This is a genomic window from Caldovatus sediminis (genome assembly GCF_014644455.1).
GTDB classification, from domain to species: domain Bacteria; phylum Pseudomonadota; class Alphaproteobacteria; order Acetobacterales; family Acetobacteraceae; genus Caldovatus; species Caldovatus sediminis.
Genome location: NZ_BMKS01000002.1, coordinates 516,673 through 537,449, shown reverse-complemented (window position 1 = coordinate 537,449; position 20,777 = coordinate 516,673). Strand labels below are relative to the sequence as shown.

Annotated in this window: 19 protein-coding genes and 2 pseudogenes; 14 read left to right on the top strand and 7 right to left on the bottom strand. The window is 74.8% G+C overall.

What is annotated here, in order from left to right:
* The 4 genes and pseudogenes from IEX99_RS05320 to IEX99_RS05300 form a co-directional block, all read left to right on the top strand.
* A pseudogene (locus IEX99_RS05320) lies at positions 1–106 on the top strand (IS5-like element ISRso1 family transposase); the annotation flags it as partial.
* Positions 103–1,598: pseudogene (locus IEX99_RS22365) on the top strand (TRAP transporter permease). The pseudogenes IEX99_RS05320 and IEX99_RS22365, both read left to right, overlap by 4 nt.
* On the top strand, positions 1,595–3,004 hold the full coding sequence (locus tag IEX99_RS22645; RefSeq protein WP_188898943.1) for a phytanoyl-CoA dioxygenase family protein: 1,410 nt from the start codon (positions 1,595–1,597) through the stop codon (positions 3,002–3,004). The pseudogene IEX99_RS22365 and the gene IEX99_RS22645 overlap by 4 nt, the downstream one beginning before the upstream one ends.
* A 35-nt stretch (positions 3,005–3,039) precedes the next feature.
* Positions 3,040–3,885, top strand: coding sequence for an SDR family NAD(P)-dependent oxidoreductase (locus tag IEX99_RS05300; RefSeq protein ID WP_188898942.1), 846 nt, complete (start codon positions 3,040–3,042; stop codon positions 3,883–3,885).
* Here IEX99_RS05300 and IEX99_RS05295 read toward each other — a convergent pair.
* Complete coding sequence (locus tag IEX99_RS05295) at positions 3,861–4,106, bottom strand: tRNA-specific adenosine deaminase (protein WP_188898941.1); 246 nt, start codon at positions 4,104–4,106, stop codon at positions 3,861–3,863. The genes IEX99_RS05300 and IEX99_RS05295 overlap by 25 nt on opposite strands.
* A 194-nt stretch (positions 4,107–4,300) precedes the next feature.
* Between IEX99_RS05295 and IEX99_RS05290 the strand changes: the two genes are divergently transcribed.
* The 3 genes from IEX99_RS05290 (at position 4,301) to IEX99_RS05280 (ending at position 6,204) form a co-directional block, all read left to right on the top strand.
* Positions 4,301–4,897, top strand: a complete 597-nt coding sequence (locus tag IEX99_RS05290; RefSeq protein ID WP_188898940.1) for a chromate transporter — start codon at positions 4,301–4,303, stop codon at positions 4,895–4,897.
* Positions 4,894–5,427 carry a chromate transporter gene (locus tag IEX99_RS05285; protein ID WP_188898939.1) on the top strand — a complete coding sequence of 178 codons (534 nt, stop codon included), beginning with the start codon at positions 4,894–4,896 and terminating at the stop codon, positions 5,425–5,427. The genes IEX99_RS05290 and IEX99_RS05285 overlap by 4 nt, the downstream gene beginning before the upstream one ends.
* Before the next feature lie 186 nt (positions 5,428–5,613).
* Positions 5,614–6,204 carry a hypothetical protein gene (locus IEX99_RS05280; protein ID WP_188898938.1) on the top strand — a complete coding sequence of 197 codons (591 nt, stop codon included), beginning with the start codon at positions 5,614–5,616 and terminating at the stop codon, positions 6,202–6,204.
* Between the two features lie 148 nt (positions 6,205–6,352).
* Here the strand turns inward: IEX99_RS05280 and IEX99_RS05275 are convergent, their stop codons facing one another.
* On the bottom strand, positions 6,353–7,306 hold the full coding sequence (locus IEX99_RS05275) for an MYG1 family protein (protein WP_188898937.1): 954 nt from the start codon (positions 7,304–7,306) through the stop codon (positions 6,353–6,355).
* Positions 7,307–7,602: 296 nt separating this feature from the next.
* Entirely contained in the window at positions 7,603–8,037 is a 435-nt protein-coding gene (locus tag IEX99_RS05270; protein ID WP_188898936.1) for a hypothetical protein, read from the bottom strand.
* A gap of 362 nt (positions 8,038–8,399) precedes the next feature.
* Here IEX99_RS05270 and IEX99_RS05265 point away from each other — a divergent pair, with 362 nt between their 5' ends.
* Positions 8,400–8,774 carry a hypothetical protein gene (locus tag IEX99_RS05265; protein ID WP_188898935.1) on the top strand — a complete coding sequence of 125 codons (375 nt, stop codon included), beginning with the start codon at positions 8,400–8,402 and terminating at the stop codon, positions 8,772–8,774.
* A 202-nt stretch (positions 8,775–8,976) separates the two neighbouring features.
* Here IEX99_RS05265 and IEX99_RS05260 read toward each other — a convergent pair whose 3' ends face one another.
* Together IEX99_RS05260 and IEX99_RS05255 are read right to left on the bottom strand one after the other, a co-directional pair.
* Positions 8,977–9,150, bottom strand: a complete 174-nt coding sequence (locus tag IEX99_RS05260) for a hypothetical protein (protein ID WP_188898934.1) — start codon at positions 9,148–9,150, stop codon at positions 8,977–8,979.
* An 88-nt stretch (positions 9,151–9,238) separates the two neighbouring features.
* Positions 9,239–9,973: a J domain-containing protein gene (locus IEX99_RS05255; RefSeq protein WP_188898933.1), complete on the bottom strand. Its 735-nt coding sequence runs from the start codon at positions 9,971–9,973 to the stop codon at positions 9,239–9,241.
* A gap of 428 nt (positions 9,974–10,401) precedes the next feature.
* Between IEX99_RS05255 and IEX99_RS05250 the strand changes: the two genes are divergently transcribed.
* Complete coding sequence (locus IEX99_RS05250) at positions 10,402–10,767, top strand: hypothetical protein (RefSeq protein ID WP_188898932.1); 366 nt, start codon at positions 10,402–10,404, stop codon at positions 10,765–10,767.
* 76 nt (positions 10,768–10,843) lie between these two features.
* Here IEX99_RS05250 and IEX99_RS05245 read toward each other — a convergent pair whose 3' ends face one another.
* Positions 10,844–11,917, bottom strand: a complete 1,074-nt coding sequence (locus tag IEX99_RS05245) for an alpha/beta hydrolase family protein (protein ID WP_188898931.1) — start codon at positions 11,915–11,917, stop codon at positions 10,844–10,846.
* Positions 11,918–12,151: 234 nt separating this feature from the next.
* Between IEX99_RS05245 and IEX99_RS05240 the strand changes: the two genes are divergently transcribed.
* Positions 12,152–13,105 carry a ketopantoate reductase family protein gene (locus IEX99_RS05240; RefSeq protein WP_188898930.1) on the top strand — a complete coding sequence of 318 codons (954 nt, stop codon included), beginning with the start codon at positions 12,152–12,154 and terminating at the stop codon, positions 13,103–13,105.
* A 125-nt stretch (positions 13,106–13,230) separates the two neighbouring features.
* On the opposite strand, the gene IEX99_RS05235 is transcribed toward IEX99_RS05240, so the two are convergent.
* Positions 13,231–14,334 carry a 4-oxalomesaconate tautomerase gene (locus IEX99_RS05235; RefSeq protein ID WP_188898929.1) on the bottom strand — a complete coding sequence of 368 codons (1,104 nt, stop codon included), beginning with the start codon at positions 14,332–14,334 and terminating at the stop codon, positions 13,231–13,233.
* A gap of 145 nt (positions 14,335–14,479) precedes the next feature.
* Here IEX99_RS05235 and IEX99_RS05230 point away from each other — a divergent pair, with 145 nt between their 5' ends.
* The 4 genes from IEX99_RS05230 to IEX99_RS05215 all read left to right on the top strand — a co-directional run bounded on the left by IEX99_RS05230 (position 14,480) and on the right by IEX99_RS05215 (position 20,720).
* Positions 14,480–15,913: an FAD-binding oxidoreductase gene (locus tag IEX99_RS05230; protein ID WP_188898928.1), complete on the top strand. Its 1,434-nt coding sequence runs from the start codon at positions 14,480–14,482 to the stop codon at positions 15,911–15,913.
* Between the two features lie 109 nt (positions 15,914–16,022).
* Positions 16,023–17,201: an LPS export ABC transporter permease LptF gene (lptF, locus tag IEX99_RS05225; RefSeq protein WP_188898927.1), complete on the top strand. Its 1,179-nt coding sequence runs from the start codon at positions 16,023–16,025 to the stop codon at positions 17,199–17,201.
* Entirely contained in the window at positions 17,198–18,349 is a 1,152-nt protein-coding gene (lptG, locus tag IEX99_RS05220) for an LPS export ABC transporter permease LptG (protein WP_188898926.1), read from the top strand. The genes lptF and lptG overlap by 4 nt, the downstream gene beginning before the upstream one ends.
* Positions 18,350–18,413: 64 nt before the next feature.
* Positions 18,414–20,720: an LPS-assembly protein LptD gene (locus IEX99_RS05215; protein ID WP_229677818.1), complete on the top strand. Its 2,307-nt coding sequence runs from the start codon at positions 18,414–18,416 to the stop codon at positions 20,718–20,720.
* Positions 20,721–20,777: the final 57 nt, after the last annotated feature.

The following is a 20,777-nucleotide window of genomic DNA, read 5'->3' as shown; positions in this document are numbered from 1 at the left end:
CTGGCGCCGTCTCGTCCGCGACTACGAGAAGCGCCTCGACGTGTCCGAGGCCATGATCCATGTCGCCGTGCGAGCACTTCTGCTCCGCCGCGTCGCCCATCGGTGATTGTCAAACGGACTCTGAGGTGCCGACGCCCGAGCAGATGCCGGGCCGATGAGGGGGGGCGGGCGACCCCGCGCCGAACGGCCCTGGCGCCGCGGCGGCGGAGGAAGCGAGCGGGCAGCGGGAGTTCGCCGCCCCGCCGCTCCGGGCGCTCGTTACGGCGATCTGCCTGCGCTTCTTCGGGCTCTACTACTACTACTACTACTACTTCGCGGGCTTCGCCTACTTCTCGCCGGAGGGCTTCGTCGCCCTCTACCTCGGGTTCACGATGGGGCTCGTGTTCCTGCTCTACCCGGCCCGGCGCGGCACCCCCCGGGGGCGCCCCTCCGCGTTCGACATCCTGCTCGTCCTGGCGGCCGGCGCGGTCACCTACCACTATTCGCTCCACTACCCCGTCCGCTTCGCCGTACGGTGGGGGCATCCCCGACACGGGCGACCTGGTGTTCGGCGTCATCGCCATCGCGCTGGCGCTGGAGGCGTGCCGTCGCGTCCTCGGCCTGCTGCTGCCCGCGCTCTGCCTGCTCCTGATCGCCTATGCGCTGCTCGGCCCCTGGTTCCCCGGGCTCGCGCGCCATCAGGGGCTGGGCACAGAGGACCTGGTCGCGTGGCTGTACAGCAGCGAGGCGATCTACGGGACGATCGCGCGCGTCTTCGCCACCTTCGTCTTCCTGTTCATCGTGTTCGGCGCGTGCCTCGAGATGTCGGGCGGCCGGCACCTGTTCCTCAACCTGCCCCTCGCGCTGCTCGGCCGCACCCGCGGCGGCGCCGCCGAGGTCTCGATCGTCGCCAGCGCGCTGTTCGGGACCATCTCGGGCAGCGCGGCGGCAAACGTCGTCACCACCGGCTCGCTCACCATCCCGCTGATGAAGCGCTCGGGCTTTCCGCCCCACGCCACCGGCGCCTTCGAGGCCAGCGCCTCGACCATCGGCATCACCAGGCCGCCCATCATGGGCGCGGCGATCTTCGTCATGGCCAACTTCACCGGCATCCCGTACCTCGAGATCGTCAAGGTCTCGGTCATCCCGGCGGCGCTGTTCATCCTCAGCCTGCTCGCCGTCGCCGACCTCTACGCCCGCAAGCTCGGGCTCCGCGCCCTGTCCCGGGAGGAGATCGGCCGCCCTGGAAGATCGTCCGGACCTACTGGCCGTTCCTCGCCCCGATCGTCGTCCTGGCCTGGTTCCTGATCGGCGGATACAGCCCCAACCTCGCCGTGTTCTGGACGCTGCCCGCGATCGTGCTGGCCGGTCTCGTCTCGCCGCAGACCCGCATGTCCCCCGCGAAGTGGCTGCGGATCATCGTCACCGGCACCAGGCGGCCGCTCGCTATCGGGGCCCTCGCCGGCTGCCTCGGCATCATCGTCGGCATCGTCGTCAAGACCGGCATGGCGACGAAGCTGTCCTACCTCGTCATCGACCTCTCGATGGGCTCTCTCATCCTCGGCATCCTGCTGACGGCCCTGGTGACCTTCCTGCTGGGGATGGGGTCTCCTCGGTGACCGCGAACTACATCCTGCTGTCGGTCCTCGTCGCCTCGGCCCTCACCGAGCTCGGCGCCGGCGTCATGGCGGCCCGCCTCCTGATCATCAGGCACACGCAGACCTCCAACCTGACCCCGCCGGTGTGCACGCTCGCCTTCGCGGCGGCGGCCGTGGCGCGGAGCGCGCCGTGGCAGACCGGCCTGTTCGCGTTCCGCATCGGGCTGTTCCTGTACCTGATCCCCATCGTCTTCGTGACCGGCGACCTCCTCAACCTGGACGAGCCCGCGAAGCTCGCCTGGAGCACCTTCACCACCGGCATGTCCGCCATCGCCTTCGCTGGCACGGTGGTCGGGTACATCCTCGGGCCGCTGCGCCCGCTCGCGCGCGTGCTCCTCGGCGTCGCCACGGTCGCGCTGTACGACACGGGGACGAACACGGACTGGATCGGACTGGCGCTGATGGCGCTGGTCCTCGCCCGGCAGTTCGCGGCGAACCGCAGGGCCGCGCCGGCGACCGGCCACGCCGGCTGCGGAACCGTGGAGCGAAGGAAGACGTCCATGCGCACCTCCCCGCCGAAGCGGCTGACGCCCGCGCAGGCCGCAGCCTACGACCGCGACGGCTTCGTCCCCGCCCTGGATGCCTTCTCGCCGGCGGAGGCCGACGCGCTCCGCGCCCGCCTCGACGCCTTCGAGGCGACCCTGCCGGAAGGCGGCCCCACCGCGGCGGACCGTCGGAAGCTGCACGTCCGGCTCCCTTGGATGCGGGACCTCGTGGAGGACCGGAGGATCCTCGACGCCGTCGAGGACCTGGTCGGCCCGGATATCCTCGTCTTCAACAGCACCTTCTTCATCAAGGAGCCCGGCACGCCGGCGGTGACCGCCTGGCACCAGGACGCGACCTTCTTCGGCCTGGAGCCCCGCCATCACGTCACCGCCTGGCTGGCCTTCTCGGACGCCTCTGTCGAGAGCGGCTGCATGCAGTTCGTCCGCGGCAGCCGCCGCTGGGGCCAGCTTCCCCACGCGGCGCGCGCGGCGCCGGGCAGCATCAACCACGGCTCCCAGACGATCGCGGTGCCCTTCGATCCGGGCGACGCGCCGCTCGCGCCGCTCCGGCGCGGGCAGTTCTCGCTGCACCACACGCTGGTCGTCCACCAGTCCGGCCCGAACCGCGGCGGCGACCGCCGCATCGGCCTCGAGATCAGCTGCATTCCGGCCGCCGTGCGCCACCACGGCACCCTCCGCATGGGTGCGACGCTCGTCGCCGGCGAGGACCGCCACGGCCACTTCGCCCCGGAGCCCGACCCCAGGCGCCTCACGCCGGAGCAGGCGGGGCGGGCGCACCGCGACGCCTATGCGCGTTACCGCGAGGGATATGCGGAGCAGATGGCCTGGCATGCGCGCGACTTCCCGCGACCCGCGGCCTGACGGACCTATCTGCCACGCCGAGGGGAGTACGGCGGATGCCAAACGGTGAAGGTCCGGTCGCGATCGTGACGGGCGCCTCCTCCCCGATCGGGACCGGCGCGGCGATCGCGCGGCGGCTCGCCGCAGCAGGATGGCGGCTGCTGCTCGTCGCCGACGGGCCGGAGGCAGGGCTCGCGCAGGGCGCCGCCGCCTACCGCGCCGGCCGGGCGCCGGAGGCCGCCGAGGGCTGGATCGCCGACCTTGGCGACGCCGCCGCCGCGACCGGGATGGTCGAGCGCGCGCTCGCCCGGTTCGGCCGCGTGGACGCGCTGGTCAACAACGCCGCCCTGCGGATCTTCATGCTCTTCGGCGAGTTCTCGGCCGAGGACTTCGACCGGGCCGTGGCCGTCAACCTGCGCGCCCCCTTCCTCGCGAGCCGGGCCGTGGCGGGGCCGATGCGGCGGCAGGGCGGCGGGCGAATCGTCAACATCGCGAGCCAGCTCGGCTCGGTGACCTACCCGACGCGGGCGCTCTACGGGCTGACCAAGGCCGGGCTGATCCACCTGACCAAGCCCATGGCGCTCGAGCTCGTGAGGGACAACATCGCCGTCAACGCGATCAGCCCCGCCCCGATCGAGACCGCGCCGAGCATCGAGCGCGCCCGGCGGAACCCCGCTGCGGCCCGGGACCGCCTCCGCTACATCCCCATGGGCCGGATGGGCAGGCCCGAGGAGGTGGCGGAGCCGACCTTCCTGCTCCTCACGACGAGCGCCACCTTCCGCGCCGGCCACAACCTGATCGTGGACGGGGGCTATACGCTGCACGAGCAGCCTGTCGGGTTTGCGTCTGCGGGGGGTGGTGGCGGTTGTGGGTGCGATCAGGTGGCGAGGAGCAGGCGGTAGAGCCTGCGGCGGGCATGACCGCCCTTCAACCTCTCCCTATCCATCACCGCGTGCGCGGTGGGGTCGCACGCCGTGGCGACGGCGTTCCGCCCGAGACCGACTACCGTTCCGTCGCGCCCAACCGCCGCGGCGATCGGGGAGTTCCCGAGCGCCCATGCCACGCGCGATTCGGCCAGGCAGAGGTCCATGATCCGCTCGTGCTCCGCTGGCATCGTCCGCATCGTCTTCCTCCTGCCGGCCATGTCCCGGAGACACTACCCCGAGCCGCTGCGCCAGGGCGGCGCCCCCGCGCGGCGACGCACCACGGGACGACCTTGTCCGGCCGATGTCGCGCCGGCGATGCGCGCCTGCCCGCCGCCCTTGCCCGCCGCCACGCCTCCGTGTCCTCTCCCGCCCGAGCCGCAGGGGGAGAGCGATGACCAACGCAGCGCCGGACCGACACCGACCCGACCTTCCCGCCCGCCCCTCCCCGACCCGTCTCGCCTTCTTCCTCGCCTACCTCCAGATCGGGCTGTCCGGCTTCGGCGGCGCCAACGCCTGGATGCGCCGCGTCATCGTCGAGGAGCGCGGCTGGCTCTCCGAGCAGGAATACGCGGAGTATCTCGGCCTCGCGCAGATCCTGCCGGGCCCCAACGCACTGAATTGCGCGGTGATGATCGGCGACCGCTTCCACGGCACGGCCGGCGCGGCGCTCGCCCTGCTCGGCATCCTCGGCGGGCCGCTGGTGCCGCTGGTGGGCATCGCGGGGCTCTACGCCCAGTACGGGTCGGAGCCCCTGGTCGCCGCGGCGCTCAAGGGCCTCGCCGCCGCCGCGGCGGGCATGACGATCGGCACGGCGCTGAAGATGGGCACGCGACTGCGCCCCGGCCTCGCCCTCTCCGCCGTCGGCGTCTGCGCCTTCGTCGGCATCGGCCTGCTGCGCCTGCCGATGCTCGGCGTGGTGCTGGCGCTCGCGCCGCTCGGCATCCTCGCCGCCTGGCTGGCGCCGCAGCGGGGAGGCGCCGCGCCGTGACGGGCGGCACCGTCCTGCTCCTCGCCCAGCTCGCGCTCGCCTTCGCGCCGCTCTCGCTGGTGGCGATCGGCGGCGCGATCGCGGTGCTGCCCGAGATCCAGCGCCAGGTCGTGGATCTGCGCGGCTGGGTCGCCGCCGACGCCTTCATGGACCTCTTCGCCCTCGCCCAGGCCGCGCCGGGGCCGAACATGATGGTGGTGAGCCTGATCGGCTGGCAGGTCGCGGGCCTCGCCGGCCTCCTCGTGGCGACGCTCGCCATGGTCGGGCCGCCGGCGCTGCTCGCGCTCGGCCTCGGGCGGCTGCGGGCGCGCTTCGCCAGTCTCGCCTGGGTGCGGGTGACGCAGGCGGGGCTGATCCCGATCGCGCTCGGGCTCAACCTGGCGAGCGGCGTCGTGCTGGCGCAGGCCGCGCACCACGGCGCCACGACCCTGGTCCTGACCCTCGGCACCACGCTCTTCGTCTGGCTGACGCGCCGGAATCCGCTGTGGACGCTGGCGGCCGGCGCCGCCGCCGGGATGGCGCTGCTGTAGCGGCACCCGCCCCGACGGGATCACGCTCCCGATCGGCCGCCGCGCCACGCGACCCGCCGGCCCGGCGTACGGTTTACTCCCGGCCGGGCGAGCGGTATCGGGCGCCCGGCGCCCGTGCTACCCCTCGCATCGAGACGCCGCCGGGCGCCCTTCGTTCCAACCACCCACTGCTTCGGAACTTCCGTCGTGGAATTGACACGCGACCAACGCGCCGCCGCCGAGGCGTGCGGCTGCACCATCGTGCCCGCGACCGACGACCATGTCTGGCGCCTGACGATGCAGCGCCGGATCTTCCACGTGGACGGTAGGCCCTGCCTCGTGGTCCGGCAGGGCTTCAACGAGACCCACGCGACGCTCGCCGCGCTGCTCGCCCGGCACCGGAGCGGGCTGCCGCATTCCGCCGCGACCCGGGCTCCGGCGGAGCTGCCGCCACCCACCGCCGCCCCCGATGCGGCGCCGTCGGTCGCCGCCCCCTCCTCGGCGCCCGAGGCTCCCGAACCGCCGCCCGCCGCCGCGCCCCCGGCAGGGGCTAAGCGACGGCGGGTCCCGCGCCTCAGGCCCGATGCGCCCCAGAAGGAAGTCCCCCGCGCCGACCGCCCCGGCGACGAGGCCGAGCCCTCGGAAGCCGAGGCGATGCTCGCCGAGGTATCCGCGACGCAGGCGGCCGGTGCCGGTCCGGGAGCACGCGTCATCGGCCGGCGACGCGTCGGCCAGCCGAAGGTGCCGCGCTGGACGGTCGCCGGCAAGGCACGGCGCGGCAGGCTCCGCACCGACTGATCGCAGGAGGGTCCCCGGCACGGCGAACGCCGGCGGCCCGGCTGCCCCCCGTGCACCCCGTCGCGTGGGTGGCCGCGGCCGGGCCGCATGCCGCGAGCGCGGCCCACCGGGCGATCCGCGCTCCCCGGGGCCGAGCCGACATGGCCGGTCACGATGCGCTCGACCCGCCGGTTCCGATGGAGTGCCGCGCCATTTCCAGCGCCCCCTCGCGCGAGCGCGCCGCGCCGACGAAGCGCCGCGGATGGACGAACACCGCGTCCGCCACGCCGCAGGCGTCGGCCAACGCCCGGTTGCGCAGGCCGGCCCAGGCCTCGGGCAGCGGCAGGCGCGGCTCGAACCCGCCGGGCTCGGCCGGCGCCGTGTCCACCATCCAGTTGCCGTCCGGCACGGGATAGACGGCGTAGAGCGTCGGTAGGCGGTGCGCATGCACGGCGGCCTGCCAGGGCATCTTGCGGCCGAGCTCCAGCACGCGCGGATCGGCCGCGCGCGCGTGCGCGGCCAGGATCTCGGCCGCGGCCGCAAGCCGCGCCCGCACCGCCTCGATCCTGCGGCGGAGGAACGCCTCGGCGAGATCGGCCGCGCGCAGGAAGGCGGCATCCTCGGCCGCCGCATTGCCGGCGGCCGGCGAATCCCAGGCTGGATTCAGATCCTCCACCAGCGCGGACAGCTCGAGCGCACTCCCCGGCGCACCGACGCCGTTGTCGATCTCGTCGACGCGCCGCACCACCTCGCGGTCGATCGCCGCCGCGACTGCCGCCGCGAGGCCGCCAGCGCCCGAGGGCGCGAGCACGGCGCGGACCGCCGCCTCGCCGTGGTGGCGCCAGACCAGGCCGGCCGCGCTCCAGGGCAGGCCGTCCTCGCGCAGCGGCGCGCCGCGCTGGTGGTGGTCGAAGCGCCCCGCGGCCGGGTCGTAGGCGGCGCCCACGTCCCACACCAGGTCGGCACGGGCGATCGCCGCCTCGTCGCGCGTGCGGACCAGGACGTGGTCCTCGCCCGCGGCGCGGAGGCCGAGCGCGAGCCGCAGCGCGGCATAGGCGAAGGCATCGTCGAGGTGGAAGGTGCCGCTGTGCGTCGCCAGCAGCGGTGGCCGCGGTCCGGTCATGGCGCCCCAAGGGACAGGCGCATCGCCCGTCCGCGCCAGGCGCGGCGCCGCGCGCGGCGTCGGCTGCCGTCGCCACGGCGAGAGGGATGCCTTGCCCGCCGTGGCCCGGGCCGCGACGGCCTGCCGGGCGAAGGCCGCTCCACCGCGGGCACCACGAAATGCGCCACGTCGTCCGCCGGCAGCCGGTCCTTCGTATCCGGCGGGAGCGGAGAGGCCTGGTCGCGGCGGCACGGGATGAACCGCGTCATGCCGCGCAGAATCGCCGAGCTCGGGCCGCTCGGGAATCCGACAGGAGGCTAGACCGCCCTCGTGCGCGACCGGGGCGACCGCCGCACCGAGCCCGCCGCTCGCGCCGCAGCAGCCCGGGCGGCGGGCGGGGCCGCGACGGCCGGCCTGCCGGCGACGCGGGACCGCCCCGTTTCGCCGTCGGTCGGATTGGACCAGCGCGCGAAGAAGGCCCATGCGTCGGCCGCCTCCGCGAAGAGGATGGCGGCGTCGCCGCCCGGGGGCAGGCGCAGGGCCCAACGCGCGCCGCCGGGACCGAAGGCGGCGTGGCACCAGCGGAAGCACGCCGGGATCGCCCCCCACCCCTCGTGCTCGGCGAGGCCGAGGCGGGCGAACTCCGATCGCGGGATCACGACGCGTGCGAAGTAGACCTCCGAGACGGCGCGGTCGGCGAACGGGGCATCGCCGAAGACGCCGGTTTCGACGCGCATCGGGCTGTCGGTCATCGCGGCCTCCCGAACTCACGAAATTGTGAAATAGGTTACCGCGGAACGCGGCACAAAGAAACGCGAAATCGTAGGAGGAATATTCTATCAAAGATTGTGCATTCCGCAGGTGTCGTTCCGCCGGGCCGAGGCGGCCCGGCGGTTGGTGGCACAGCCACGCCCGGTGCGGCGCGCTTCCTCCTCCGGGCTCTCCTCGCGCCCGGCAGCCCCGGCCGTCCGGACCGAAGACGCACCGCGCACCCCGCCGTCCCTCTCCACGCAGCCCCGCGCGCCCTGGCCGGTGGGCGAGCGCCGCCGAGTGATTGCGCCGTGCCGCGCGGCGCCGCCGCGCTAGACTGCCTCCCATGGAGAGACCGGGCAGCGTGGCCGACGCGGCGCGGACGGTCCGCATCCGCGTCCACCGGGGCCGGAGCACCTACGACGCACGGGCGGCCCGCCGCGTGCCCGACGGGGCGGACGTAACCGCCTTCCTGAAGCGCGGCGCCCTCGCCGCCCTGCCGAGGGCGGAGGGCTGGCACCTCCTGCTTGTCTCGGCCGAGCGGACCCGCGAGGGCGAGGCCGTCGCCCCGGTCCTCGCCCGGTTCGCCCGCCGCTTCGCCGCCTCGGGCGGTGCGCAGGACTGCGCCGCCGCGCTCGCGGTGACGGCGGACGGATCGCGCGCCGCATTGGCTGTCGGCGCGCGGGACCCTGCCCGGCTCGGGCACCTGCGCGCGGCGCTCGCCGCGATAGGGCGCTGACGCCCCCGCGGAGGCGGCGCCGGGTCGCGTGCCGCGCCCCGCGTCGCTGCAGCCGGGCCGGCGGTCAGGCGACGGGCTGTCGCGCCTCAGGGCCGCGTGCCGCGACGCGCGAGCGGCGCCCGGAACTCGCGATCGGCCGCGCCCGCCCGTCGAACCGCCCGACCTGATCCTCCTGCCCTTCGGCCGGCGCTGCCGCGCCCTTTCACGCGCCGCGGCGGAGGGCGACGGCGTACCAGAACAGCGCCGAGCACACGCTCACCGCCAGCGCGTCACCCGAACCGGCGATGAACGCCTCCGCCCGCTCTGCCCCGGCCATGGCCATCAGCAGAAGGCAAGCCGCGGTCAGGATCGAGAGGGCACTCAGGCGGCGGAGCATGCGTGGTCCTCGCCCGGCGTCGGCCGGATGGCGACGCGCCCCGCCCAGACCGGCGTCAGGGACGGCACGGCGGCTCGGCGCGATGTCCTCAGGCCGCACGGGCGGCCGCCGCGCCGGTGCGGAGCGCATCGAGGACGCCGGGCAGGCGCTCGAGGAAGAAGGCGTCGTGGCCCGGATTCGCGCCGCCCCGGTGCTCGAGCGCGAGCGCGTCGTGGAACACGCCGTCGGCGTAGACCAGCAGCAGGCGACTCCAGCGGTCGCCGCGCCGCTGCACGAAGACGGCGCGCGGCGCGCGGAACCCCCGGCGCGCGAAGCGGAGCGCGGCGCGCGCCATCTCCTCGAAGAGGTCGCTCGACGCGTACACCGTCAGCGGCGTCATGAAGCGCTGGCCGTCGAACGGCCAGATCGTCCATTCCTCCTCGGAGCCCCCGGACAGACGCCACAGGCGGCGCCGCACGAAATTCGCGTCGCTGTCGTCCTCGCGCGCGATGTGGTCGCTCGGGAGCGGCCTGTCCGGCGCATGGCCGGCCCAGGCCCAGACGGCCACGCCGTCGCGCTTCGGGTCCGCGTCGGCGGCCGGCGGCGCGCCGCGGCGCGCCGGCCTGTCCGGAGTCTCGGCCCGCCGCAGCGCGTCGTAGGCGGCGTTGATCTCGGCCATCGCGGCCTCGTCGGGCTCGGCGCCGCCAAGGGGGTGGTAGCGCCGCGCCAGGCCGATCCACGTCGCCTTCAGCCGATTCCCGGCGAGGCCGGACGGGTCCGCGCCGAACCGGGCGAAGACGGCCGCCGCCGCCGCGCGCGCATCGCCCGCGCCCTCGATCCGCATCCAAACCTCCCCAGGGTCGTTCCGAATCCATCCATCGGCGGTTATGCCGGTCTCCGGCGGTGCGGCGCTTACAAAACATTGCGATTTGCGATCGAAAAAACCGGCCCGGGCCGTTAATTCGTCTCACGAACGAGAGCGCACCACCGGGTCGCCGGCCATCAGGCCGCGGATTCGCGCCGGATGAGGGCAGCGCCGCCACCGCCACGGCGACGCGCGCAGGACTTGCCGCCTCGTCGCATTCCGCTCGGATTTCTCCTGCAGGCGCGACATATCGCACACGAGGGTGTGACAACCTTCGATTGATATTTAACGGAAGTTGTTGACCATATTTGGACTAACATCCCGTCGGCAGCCGCCCCCGCGGCGCCAATGGATGATCTCTTTCCTCGCACCGCCGCCGAACGCGCGACCACCGGAGGCCTCCCTCCATGACCCTGGCAACCCCGAGAACCGGCAGCGCCGCCCCCGATCTGCCCGGCCGCATGCCCGAGAGCCGCGACGAGGGCCGCCGGCCGCGGCCGGCGGCGCGTTCCCCGATCGCCCCCGCGGCGGCGCTCGCCCTCGCGGCTCTCGCCGGCGGCGCCCTCATGGCGGCGGCGTACGCGCAGCCGGCGACGGAACCGGATGCCAGGCAGGCCACCGCGCAGCAGCAGGCCCTTCAGGCGCAGGAGCAGATCCTGGCCTTCCGCCGCTGCATGGAGCATGCGCGAATCCGGCGCGAGGCGGAGCGCCGCGGCCTGTCGCCGGCGGAGATCTGCACCGCGCTCGCGTCGCTCGGGCTGCAGCAGCGGTGAGGCCGCGCTCCGGCGCGGCCGGCCGCGCCGCGCGGCGCACGCCCTCCACCGCGTCGGGCGCCGCAAGGCGCCCCCGTCAGCGCCACAGCCCCTTCGCCGCCAGCCAGTCCTGGACCAGTCCCGCGACCTGATCGCTGTTCCGGTCCATCATGATCATGTGGCTGTTGCCGCGGATGCCGCGCTCCGGCAGGTCCAGCACCTCCACCGTGCCGCCCGCCGCGCGCACCCGCTCGACGAAGGCCATGCCGTTGCGGCGCAGGGTGGGCCAGCGCGCATCGCGCTCGATGTAGTCGCCATAGACGACGAGCTGCGGGATGTCCTTGAGCGCCGCGGCCTTCTCGGCCAGCCCGGTCGCCGCCGGCTCCACCGCCACCAGCGCGCGCACCAGGTGCGGCCTCTCCTGCGCGGCGCGCCAGCCGAACTGCCCGGCCTGGCTGTGCACCATCACCACGCTCGGCCCGACGCGGTCGAGCAGCGCGAGATAGGCCTCCAGGATCATCGCGTCCGTCGTCAGGAAGCGCGGCACGACCTGCTTGGTGAAGTTCAGGTAGCTCTCGCGGTCGGTCGGGAAGAGCACGCCCGGCATGGTGGTGCCGCGCGCCCAGGAGCCCGGGCCGTCGCCGATGCGGAAGCGCTCCCACGGATTCGCCACCGGCAGGAAGCTCGGCTCGCCGGGGATCAGGTCGGGGAACATCGCCCAGCCGGCGCGGCCGCGCTCCATCGCGTCGGAGACGTAGGTGGCCCAGCCGCGGCGGAGGAAGAAGTGCTGCCAGCCCTCGCGGCCGTCGGGCGTCGTCTCCCAGCTCACGCCGGTGAGGCCCCCGCCGTGCCACATCAGCAGCGGCGCGGCGCCGCGCAGGGGCGCGGGGATCATGTACTGCGCGTACATGGCGCCCACCATGTAGTCGCCGTTCGGGTCGATCCGCGCCGGCGCGCCGCCGGGGGTGAGCACGACCTCCCGCACCGGCCGCCCGGAGAGCGGCACCAGCCGCCCGCCGACATGGAAGCTGCCCCAGGCGGCGAGCGTGACCGGCTCGCGCGGCGCGGCGGCGGAGGGCGTCTGCGCCGCCTGCGCCGCGGCCTGCCCGGTCGTGGCGGCGTTCGCGACCGCGGCGGCGGCGGCCGCGCCGAGCAGCGGACGGCGTTGCATGGGCGTCTCCTCCCGACGGTCCGGGAAGGCAGCCTGCGCCAGGCCGCGCCGCGCCGCAATCGGGGCGTTGCGCGGCGCGCGCGACGGCCGGGAACGGGCGGCCCGCCGGCCCCGGTCGCGGCGCCCGGCCCCTCCGCCGGCGGGCGGGGTTGGTCACCTCCGGCGCGGCGGACTAGCATCCCGGCCAAGGCCACGCGCGCGCGCACCGGCCCTCGCAGTCATTCGGAGAACATCATGCGCATCCTGGTCCTCGGCGCCGGCGCGGTCGGCGGCTATTTCGGCGGACGGCTGATCGAGGGCGGCGGCGCCGAGGAGGTCGCCTTCCTCGTCCGCCCCGGCCGCAAGGCGAAGCTGGAGCGCGACGGGCTCGCCATCGAGAGCCCGCAGGGCGCCTTCCGCGCCAGGGTGCGCGCGGTGCTCCCGGACGAGGCCGGCACCGGCTGGGACATCGTGCTGCTGAGCTGCAAGGCCTACGACCTGGAGGACGCGATCGCCGCGCTGCGCCCCGCGGTCGGGCCGCGCACCGGCATCGTGCCGCTGCTCAACGGCATGACCCACATCGAGACGCTGCAGGCCGCCTTCGGCGAGGCGCGCGTGCTCGGCGGCCTCGCCCGCATCTTCGCCGCGCTGACGCCGGAGGGCGTCGTGCGGCACCATGGCGGCCACGCCTCCGTCGCCTTCGGCGAGCTGGACGGCACGATGTCGGAGCGCGTCCGCGCCCTCGCCGCCGCCTTCGCGAAGGCGCCCGCGGCGGAGGGCGAGGCGAGCGCGAACATCCGCCAGCTCATGTGGGACAAGCTCGTGCTGCTGCACACCGTCGCCGCCGCCTCGGTGCTGATGCGCGCCAATGTCGGCGAGATCGCGCGCGCCCCGGGCGGCATCGCCTGGATGAACCGCCTGCTCGACCGCAACGCCGCCATCGCCGCCGCCGAGGGCTTCCCGGTGCGCCCGGAGGTGCTGGAGAAGCAGATCCGCCCGATGTTCCAGAACCCCAGGGCGATGAACCAGGCCTCGATGCTGCACGACCTGGAATCGGGCGGCCGGATCGAGGGCGACCACATCCTCGGCTTCATGCTCGAGGCGGCGCGCCGCGCCGGCGTGGACGACGCGCTGCACGAGACCGCCTACATCCACGCCAAGGCCTACGAGAACCGGCGCGACGCCGGGCGGCTGCCGGCGCGGGCGTAGCCCCCCGCGCGGCGGCGGCGCGCTAGAGCCGTTTTCGCTCGGCTGTGCCCGCGGCAACGGCTCTCGCTCATAGTCTGCCGGGCCGATTCACGCTCCCGGCTGTCTCCGGCCGTCCGCGATCGGCTCTACTCCGCCGCCGCGCGCAAGGCCTGCTTCCCGGCCCAGATCCGCGCCGGGATCAGCAGGTTCCCCTCGAAGATCCGCCGCGCCGTGCGCAGCACGCCGGCCCAGGCGACGTCCTCCTCGCCGTTCAGCTCCAGCGCCACGTCGAGCACGCCGGAGGGATGCGCGATCCGCACCATCCCCGGCTCGTCCCGCGCGGCGATCCCCTCCGCCACCGTGCCCGGCACGCGCGCCGCCGTGGCGATGGCGATGCCGCCGGTCACCGCGAGGGACTTGTGCACCGCGTGCGGCGTCAGGTAGCGCGCGGCGAGCGCCGCGCCGCTCCCCGCCGCGGCCGGGCCGAGCAGCGCGACCTTCGGCACCACCGAATCCGTCACGTCGCCGAACCCCATGCGCCGCCCGGCCTCCAGCCTGAGCGCCTCGAGCCGCGCCAGCAGCGCCTTGTCGCCGTCTATCGCTGCCGGCGCGGCGTCGGCGTCGGCGCCGACATCGGCCGCGCGCAGCAGCATCACCGGCATGGCGCAGTCCACGAGCGTGACGGCGACGCCCTCGATCGTCTCCGTGCGCCGGCCGGTCGGGAACAGCCTGCCGGTCTTGGCCCCGGCGACCTCGCGGAAGCGGAGCTGGATCGGCGCCGCGGTGCCGTTGACGCCGGGGATCGCCGCGTCGCCCTCGTAGGTCACGGCGCCGTCCGGCGTCTGCACCACCGCCTCGACCAGCGCGCCGGTGTTGCGGTTGCGGATGCGCACCAGCGTCTCGCGCCCCTGCACCGGCACGAGGCCGGCCTCGATGGCGAAGGGGCCGACGCCGGCGAGCATGTTCCCGCAGTTGGGCCGCGTGTCCACCACCGCCCTGTCCACCGCCACCTGGGCGAAGAGGTAGTCCACGTCCACCCCCGGCTCGGCCGAGCGGGAGACGATCGCCACCTTGCTCGTCAGCGTGTTGGCGCCGCCGATGCCGTCCACCTGGAGCTGGTGCGGCGAGCCCATCGCCGCGAGCAGCACGGCATCGCGCGTCGCGGTGTCCTCGGGCAGGTCGGAGGCGAGGAAGTACGGGCCGCGGCTGGTGCCGCCGCGCATCAGGACGCAGGGGATGCGGGTCTGCATGGGCGAGGTCCTCCGGCCGGCGAAGGTTGCAGCGCCGGCGGCCGGGGACAAGCCGGCTCGCGGGATGGCCGCCCCGCGCGGCCGCGGCCGGCGCCACGCCTCCGCCATTGACCCCGCCCGGCCGCCGCCCGAGTGTCGCGCCGCCATGCCCGACGCCCCTGCCGTGCCCGCCGCGGGCCTGCTCGACGCGCTCCGCGCCCTTCTCGGCCCGCGCGGCCTGCTGACCGACCCGGCCGACCTCGCCCCCCACCTCGCCGACTGGCGCGGCCTCTACCGCGGCGCCGCCCCCTGCGTGCTGCGGCCCGCGAGCACCGCCGAGCTCGCCGCCTGCGTCCGCCTCTGCGCCGAGGCCGGCGTCGCGATGGTGCCGCAGGGCGGCAACACCTCGATGGTCGGCGGCGCCACCCCCGACGAATCGGGCCGCCAGGTCGTGGTCTCCCTCGCGCGGATGAACCGCATCCGCGACCTCGACCCCGTGGACATGACCATGACCGCCGAGGCCGGCGTCGTCCTCAAGGCCGCGCAGGACGCCGCCGCCGCCGCCGGCTGCCTGTTCCCGCTCTCGCTCGGCGCCGAGGGCACGGCGACCATCGGCGGCGTGCTCTCGACCAACGCCGGCGGCAACACCACCGTGCGCTACGGCAATGCCCGCGAGCTGATGCTGGGGCTGGAGGCGGTGCTGCCGGACGGGCAGGTGTGGAACGGCCTGCGCCGGCTGCGCAAGGACAACACCGGCTACGCGCTGCGCCACCTGCTGGTCGGCGCCGAGGGCACGCTCGGCATCATCACCGCCGCGGTGCTCCGCCTCTTCCCGCGTCCGCGCGAGACCGAGGTGGCGTTCTGCGCCGTGCGCGACGAGGACGCCGCGCTGGCCCTGTTCCGCCGCTTCCGCGACCGCGACGAATCGGCCGTGCGCGCCTTCGAGTACATGTCCGGCACCGGCGTGGACCTCGCCGTCAGGCACATCGAGGGCGTCGCCCACCCCCTCGCGACCCGCGCCGCCCACTACGCGCTTGTGGACCTCGCCTCCTCGCGGCCCGACGCCGGCCTGCGCCGCCTGATGGAGGACGTGCTGGAGGCGGCGCTCGAGGCCGGCGAGGTGCTGGACGCCGCGATCGGCGGGAGCGAGGCGCAGCGCGCCGCCCTCTGGCGCATCCGCGAGGAGCATCCGGAGGCGCAGAAGCGCGAGGGCGCCTCGGTCAAGAACGACGTCTCCGTCCCGGTCAGCCGGGTGCCGGAGCTGATCCGCCGCTGCTCCGCCGCCCTCGCCGCGCTGGTCCCCGGCAGCCGCCCGGTCCCCTTCGGCCACATGGGCGACGGCAACATCCACATGAACCTGGTGCAGCCCGAGGGCATGGACCCGGCGGCGTTCCTCGCCCGCAGCGACGCGATCATGGACGCGGTGAACGCCGTGGTGCGCGACCTCGACGGCAGCTTCTCCGCCGAGCACGGCATCGGCCGGCTCAAGACCGACATGATGGAGGCCTGGCGCGGCGGGGCGGAGCTCGACCTGATGCGCCGGATCAAGGCGGCGGTGGATCCGCGCGGCGTGATGAACCCGGGCAAGGTGCTGCCCTGAGCGGGGCGGCCGCCCCGCCCGCCCCCCGCGTTCGCCCGCGCATCGAGTCCGCCCACCCTTTGCGGCCGCCCGCCCCCGGCTGGTAGGCTGCGCGCCCGTCCGGCGCCCCATGACCCGCATAGACCGCTACATCTTCCGCCAGCTCGGGCTCGCCCTCCTCGCCGTCACCTGCGGCCTGGCGGCGCTGGTCTGGCTGGTCCAGTCGCTCCGCTTCGTCGAGCTGGTGCTGGAGCGCGGCCTCTCGCTCGGCGTCTTCGTCGGGCTCACCGGGCTGCTGCTGCCCAACTTCATCGCCGTCATCCTGCCGATCACCACCTTCGTCGTGGTGCTCTTCGTCTATGTCCGCCTCGGCGTGGACCGGGAGCTGGTGGTGCTGCGCGCCGCCGGCCTCTCGCAGTGGCGCCTGGCGCGGCCGGCGCTGGTCCTCGCGCTGCTCTCGGCCGGCCTCGTGCTGTGGCTCAACCTGCACCTGGTGCCGGTCAGCCAGACCGCGTTCCGCCAGTGGCAGTTCGAGATCCGCAACCAGGTCGCCGCGGTGCTGCTGCAGGAGGGGGTGTTCAGCCCGATCGGCGACGACCTCACCGTCTATGTGCGCGAGCGCGGCCCCGACGGCTCCCTGCGCGGCATCCTGGTGCACGATTCGCGGGAGCGCGGCGCGCCGGTCACCATCCTCGCGCGCGAGGGCCGGATCGTGACCACGCCGCATGGCCCGCGCGTCTCGCTGGTGGACGGCGTGCGCCAGCAGGTCGAGCCGCCGGCCGCACCCGGCGCCCCTCCGCGCCTCGCCGTGCTGAGCTTCAGCCAGAACAGCATCGACCTCGCCCGCGCCACCCGCTCGGAGGAGACGCGCACCCGCGACTCGCGGGAGCGCCGCCTGGGCGAGCTGCTCCACCCCGACCCCGCCGAGGGCCTGCCGCCGCGCCTCATCCAGCGCTTCCGCGCCGAGGCCCACCAGCGGCTCACCAGCCCCCTCACCGCCCTCTCCTTCGCCCTGATCGCGATGGCCTCGGCGCTGACCGGCCAGTTCCGCCGCCATGGAGGGGGCGCCCGGCTGGCGGTCGGCATCGGCACGATGGTCGCCTTGCTCGCGATCGGGCTGATGGTGAACAACCTCGCCGCGCGCGACCCGGCGGCGATCCCGCTGCTCTGGGCGCATGCCCTCGTCCCGGGGCTGATCGCCGCCTGGTGGCTGGCCGGCGCGCCGGGCCTGCCGCGCCGCGCGCCGCGCCGCGCCAACGGTCCCGGGCCGGACGGGCAGCGACCGGCGGCGGCGCACGCCTCGCCATGACCTTTCCCCTCACCCTCTCGGCCTACGTGGCGCGGCGATTCGCGGCGATGGTCCTCGCCCTGCTCGCGGCGCTGACCCTGCTCGTGGCGCTGTTCGACCTGATCGAGCTGCAGCGCCGCGCCGCCGCGCGCCCGGAGGTCAGCTTCGCCATGGTGGCCGAGATCGCGGGGCTCCGGCTGCCCTTCGTGATGCTCCAGATCCTGCCCTTCGCGGTGCTGCTCGGGGGCATCGCCGCGTTCTGGCGCCTGACGCGCAGCTCGGAGCTGATCGTGGCGCGCGCCGCCGGCGTCTCGGCCTGGGGCTTCCTCGCCGGGCCGGTCGCGGTCGCGCTGCTCCTCGGCGCGATCGGAACGGTCGGGCTCTCGCCGCTCTCCTCGGTGCTGTTCGCCCGCGCCGAGCGGCTCGACCACGCCTATCTGCGCAGCGCCGGCGGGCTCACCCTGCTGACCGGCGGGCGGCTCTGGCTGCGGCAGGCGGACCGCGAGCTGGATCCGCGCGGCGTCGCGATCCTCTCCGGCCGGCCCCTCCTCGCCGCATCCGGGCAGGCTCCGGCGGCGCGGGCCGAGGCCGGCTCCGAGCCCGCCTTCCGACTCGCCGAGGTTTCGGTCTGGCGCCTCTCCGCCGACGACCGGCCGCTCGCGCGGATCGAGGCGCCGTCGGCGCGGCTGGAACCCGGGCGCTGGGTGCTGGACGAGGCGGTGGCGTTCGGCGCCGACCGCGCCCCCGCCCCGCCCCGGCCGCTCGATCTGCCCACCGAGCTGACGCCGTCGCGGATCGAGGACAGCTTCGCCTCCCCCGACACGCTGAGCTTCTGGAGCCTGCCCGCCTTCATCGCGGTGCTCGAGGGGGCCGGCTTCTCCGCCGTGCGCCACCGGCTGCATTTCCACGGCCTGCTCGCCCTGCCGCTGCTCTGCGCGGTGATGGCCCTGGTCGCGGCCGGCTTCTCGATGCGCCCGGCGCGGCGCGGCGGCGTGGCCCGCATGGTCGCCGGGGGCGTCGCCGCGGGCTTCGCCCTCTTCGTGCTCGACCGCATCACCGGGGAGCTCGGCGAGGCCGGCACGCTCCCCGTGGTGTTCGCCGCCTGGGCGCCGGCCGCCGCCGGCCTGCTGCTCGCGCTCGGGCTGCTGTTGCACCTCGAAGACGGCTAGAAGGGGGGACGGCCGCGGCGGCCGCGACCATCGGGGGCCAGGAGAACGCATGAGAGGAGCACACGTGGCCGCGACGGCCGCCGCCGCGCTGCTGGTGCTGGCAGCCCCCCCCGGCCCGCGGCCGCTGGGGTCCGCCGCGGCGCAGTCGCTCGGCCCGCAGGGCTTCGCGGCCGAGGCGCTGCCCGCCCCCGTGCTCCCCTCGGCCGCGCCCGCCGCCCCGGCCGCGCCGCCCGCCGACGGCCTCGACGCGCTCGGCCGCGCCGGGCGCGGGATAGACCGTAGCGCTCCCGTCACCTTCACCGCCGACGAGGTCGAGTACGACCACGAGCGCGGCGTCGTCACCGCCCGCGGCCGGGTCGAGGCCTGGCAGGGCGAGCGCATCCTCCGCGCCGACGAGTTCACCTACGACCGTAACACCGGCGTCGCGACCGCGAGCGGCAACGTGCAGCTGCTCGAGCCGGACGGCCAGGTGCTCTTCGCCGACCGCGTCGAGCTCTCGAACGAGTTCCGCGACGGCGTGCTCGAGGGGCTGCGCGGCCTGCTCGCCGGCAATGCCCGGGTCGCGGCCACTGGGGCGCGGCGCACCAGCGGCACCCTCTTCGACCTCGCCCGCGTCGTCTACTCGGCCTGCGAGCCCTGCGCGACCGATCCGCTCGCCCCGCCGATCTGGCAGCTCCGCGCCCGCGTCGCCACGCTCGACCAGCAGGCGCGCCAGGTGCGCTACCGCGACGCGAGCCTGATGCTCGCCGGCGTGCCGGTGCTCTACACGCCCTATTTCGCGCATCCCGACGGCACAGCGCCGCGCCAGTCCGGCTTCCTCACGCCCTATGTCGGGCTGACGCGCTTCCTCGGCGCCTTCGCCGAGCTGCCCTACTACTGGGCGATCGACGAGAGCCAGGACCTGACGCTGACGCCGATCCTCTCGACCCGGCAGGTCCCCAACCTCGGCGCCGAGTACCGCCGCCGCTTCAACTTCGGCGAGATCGAGGCGCGCGGCTCGATTGGTTACCTGCGCGAGGGCACCGCGCTCGACGAGAGCGGCTTCGGCTGGCACCTCTTCTCGCGCGGCCTGTTCGCGCTCGACGAGAACTGGCGCGCCGGCTTCGACTTCAACCGCGCCTCGGGCGAGAACTACCTGCGCGCCTTCCGCTACGGGGTGCGGCGCTACCTGCCCTCCTCGGCCTACACCGAGGGATTCTGGGGCGCCGGAGGGTACGCCCGCTTCGACCTGCGCGGCTACCAGAGCCTGCGGCCGACCGACGACAGCGGCGTGATCCCCTATGTCCTGCCGAACCTCTACGCCGACTGGTGGTCGGGCCGCGACCCGCTCGGCGGCTACCTCACCCTCGACACCTGGAACTTCGCCATCCGCCGCGAGAGCGGCACCAGCACCCGCCGCCTCGCCGCGCGCGCCCGCTACGAGCTGCCCTACATCGACTCCCTCGGCTCCGTCTGGACCTTCCGCAGCCAGCTCGACACCCTCGCCTGGTGGTGGGACGACCTCGACCGTGCGCCGAACTTCGCCATCGGCGGCGGCGGCGGCAGCGAGGCGCGGGCGAACCTGCGCCTCGCGCTCGACTGGCGCCTGCCGCTGGTGCGGCCCGCCGGCGAATGGGGCAGCCAGCTCGTCGAGCCGCGCGTGCAGCTCGTGACCGGCCCCAATGTCGGCGGCTCCTACCGGCTGCTGCCGAACGAGGACAGCCTCGACTTCGAGTTCTCCGACGCCAACCTGTTCGACCTCAACCGCTTCACCGGCCGCGACCGGCAGGAGGGCGGCACGCGGGTGGACGCCGCGCTGCGCGGCGCCTGGTACTTCCCGAACGGCGGCCTAGTGGAGGGCTTGGTCGGGCGATCCTTCCGCCTGGTGCAGGACGCCAATTTCGATCCCGGCAGCGGGCTCGAGGACCGCTCCTCCGACTGGGTCGGCAGGGTGCGCCTCTCGCCGGTGCCGTGGTTCGAGCTGATCGGCCGCGCGCGGCTCGACAAGGACACCGGCCAGCGCAACATGACCGACATCACCGGCGTGCTGAACATCGGCCCGACCTCCTTCTCGGCCGGCTACCTCTACACCGTCCCCTCGCCCGGCCTGCAGCCGCAGCGCACGCGCGAGGAGATCGCCCTCGGCGTGAACGCCCGCATCGGCGAGTACTGGCGCGTCGGCGTGTTCGGCCGCTACGACATCGACATCAACCGCCCGGTGCTCTACGCCGCCTCCGTCGCCTACGAGGACGAGTGCCTCCTGGTCGAGGGCCGGTTCGTGCGCAACTACGCCGAGGACCCGGCGACCCAGCGCCTCTATCCCTCCAACACGCTGCTGCTGCTGCGCATCGGGCTGAAGACGGTGGCGGATTTCGGCTTCCGCGCGATCTGACCGGCCGGCCCCTTGATCGTGCGCGAGGCGTCCTCATCGTCCCGCACCGCTCCTGGG